Here is a 2,679-nt window from a genome sequence, read left to right on the forward strand (position 1 = left end):
AATATAACGTTGACATTTAACCAGGATGCGAACGCACCTGAGAGCTACACACAGAGGCCAACGCGTTCCCTACCCGCCGCTCTTCCGATCTCCGCCACCCTGATCAGCGTCGCGGTCGTCGCCGCCGCCGCCGGGTTCGCCCTCGACGCCGTCCTGGCCTCGCGGCAGGAACCGACGCTGCTGCTGTCGACCCCCCTCGGCATCACCCTCGCGCTGATCGGCGTCGCGGTCGTCGCGATGGCCCGACCCGTCCGCCGCCACGCGCGCGACGGTGCCGGCCGGCAGCACCCCGTCGACCCCCTCTACGCCACCCGCGTGGTCGTCCTCGCCAAGGCCTCGAGCCTGGCCGGTGCGCTCTTCGGGGCGTTCGCGGCCGGGCTGCTGCTGTACCTCCTGACCCGCTCCGCCCTGCCGCCGCTAGGCTCGGTCCTGCCGAACGCCGTCGCGGTCGGGGGCGGTCTCGTGCTCGTGGTGTGTGCCCTGGTGGCCGAGCGCATGTGCATGGCGCCGCCGCCGGAGGACGACGACGACCTGCCGCGGGGTGGGACGACGGCGAATTGACCGACGACCGCAGGAGGCCGTGATGCCGCTCGAACGACTCGACGAGCCGGGCCTCGGCCTGACCGGGACCACGTGGACGCGGGTGTCGCCGAAGCTCGTCTGGACGGAACTCGTCAGCACGATCGTGGTCGGGGTGGTCGTGACGGCCGGGTGCGTGCTCTTCGCGGTGCTCTTCGGCGGTTTCGGGGGTGCAGCCGGCACGGTGTGGAGCTGCGTCGCCATCGTGGTCGCCCTCGTCGCGCTGGTCACCGCCGTCCTGACGCCCCGACGGGTCCGCGCCATCGGGTACGCCCTGCGTGACGACGACCTCGTGCTGCGCCGCGGGCTGATGTGGCAGCGCTTCACCGCGGTGCCGTACGGCCGCATGCAACTGGTCGACGTGAACCGCGGCCCGCTCGACCGGGTCCTCGGGCTCAGCGAGCTGAAGTTCGTCACCGCGGCCGCCGCGACGAACGTCCGCATCCCGGGCATCCCCGCCACCGACGCCGACGAACTGCGCGACCGGCTCGTGGAGCTCGCCGAGTCCCGCCGCGCCGGGCTCTAGGGGGCGCCGTGACGTTCCGACCCGGACCGCCTCCGCCCGCGCCGCCCCGGCAGGGCAACGCCGCCGCAGCGGCCCCGCTGACCGACGGCGAGTGGCACCGTCTGCACCCGCTGACACCGCTGCTCAAGGGCGGCATCTTCCTCATCGTCGTGCTCGGCTACACGTTGAGCAACCTGCGCGACCAGCTGCTCGAGTTCTTCGTCCCGGGCCCGGCTCCGCAGGAGGACGGCGACCCCGTCCGCTACGTGTACGAGCACGGGGCGGTCGGCTGGGTGCTGCTCGGGGTGGTGGTGGTCCTGGTCGTGTTGATCGGACTGTTCTACGTCTCGTGGCGGATGCACGAGTTCCGCGTGACCGGCGACGTGGTCGAGGTCCGCTCCGGCGTGCTGTTCCGCAGCCACCGCAAGGCTCGGCTCGACCGCATCCAGGGCATCAACATCTCGCGGCCGGTGGTCCCGCGCATCCTCGGGACGGCGAAGCTCGAGATCGCGCAGGCCGGTAACGACGCCAACGTGCAGCTCGCGTACCTCGGGGCACGGGCAGCCGACGACCTCCGGCAGCGCATCCTCGTGCTCGCCTCGGGCGCCCAGGACGACGAACGGACCGACGTGCGGGCGTCGAACGGCGTGCTGCAGGACCGCGTGGACGAACTGTTCTCGCCCGAGCTCGACCAGGCCGCCGTGCACGCGACGCGGGTCGTGAAGGTGCACCCCGGCCGCCTCATCGCGTCGATGCTGCTCTCGGGGACGACGGTCTTCTTCGTCGTGGTGATCGTGGCGATGATCGTCAGCATCGCGATCACCGGTGAGTACGGCATCCTGATCGGTCTGTTCCCCGTGGTCATCGGCGCCGGCGGCTACACCGTCCGGAAGTTCTCGCGATCGCTGCAGTACACGATCGCGGAGACCCGTGACGGCATCCGCATCGGCTTCGGGCTCGTCTCGACCTCGAACGAGACCCTCCCGCCGGGCCGCATCCACGCCGTGAGCGTCGCGCAGCCGCTGCTCTGGCGTCCCTTCGGCTGGTGGGACGTCCGCATCAACCGGGCGACGAACGCCGGCAACGGGGCGTCGACCAACCAGCAGGTCTCGTCGATCGTGCTGCCGGTCGGCCGCGCCGAGGACGTCCGCCAGGTGCTCGACATCATCCTGCCGGGGCTCGTCGGCACCGCGGTGGCCGGGCCCGCGGCATCACGCGAGGAACTCCGCGAGGGCTCGTCCGAGGCCGTCAACGTGGTCGACGACAGCCTCACGACCACCGGGGACCGCGGCGGCTTCGTGCACTCCCCGCGGCGCGGCGCCTGGCTCCGTCCGCTCTCGTTCCGCCGCAACGGCTACCGCTTCGTGCAGGGCGCGGTGCTGCTCCGGCTCGGGGCCGTCTGGCGCTCGCTCGTGATCGTGCCGCTGCCGCGCGTGCAGAGCGTGAAGGTCGAGCAGGGGCCGCTCGAGCGGCTGCTCCGGCTCGCCACCGCACACGTGCACACCGTGGCCGGCCCGGTGTCCGCTCGGATCGGCGCGCTGGACGCGCTCGACGCCCAGCGTCTCTGGTCGGAGAGCGCGCACCGCGCCGTCGAG

3 protein-coding genes are annotated in these 2,679 nt (G+C 72.1%); all 3 read left to right on the plus strand.

Annotation, left to right across the window (positions count from 1 at the left end):
• On the plus strand, window positions 1-561 hold a 561-nt coding region (locus D8M35_RS15985), incomplete at its 5' end, for a DUF3180 domain-containing protein (RefSeq protein WP_148113410.1).
• 22 nt (window positions 562-583) lie between these two features.
• Window positions 584-1,105 (plus strand): PH domain-containing protein, encoded by a 522-nt coding sequence (locus D8M35_RS15990; protein ID WP_126892698.1) that lies wholly within the window; start codon window positions 584-586, stop codon window positions 1,103-1,105.
• An 8-nt stretch (window positions 1,106-1,113) separates the two neighbouring features.
• Window positions 1,114-2,679, plus strand: a 1,566-nt coding sequence (locus D8M35_RS15995; RefSeq protein WP_126892699.1) for a PH domain-containing protein, incomplete at its 3' end; no start/stop codon positions are given.

This window comes from Curtobacterium sp. HSID17257 (assembly GCF_003989515.1).
In the GTDB taxonomy this organism is placed as follows: domain Bacteria; phylum Actinomycetota; class Actinomycetes; order Actinomycetales; family Microbacteriaceae; genus Curtobacterium.

Excerpts from the sequence above, each read along its gene's own strand:
- D8M35_RS15990 (WP_126892698.1), top strand. The coding sequence starts at position 584 with ATGCCGCTCGAACGACTCGACGAGCCGGGCCTCGGCCTGACCGGGACC.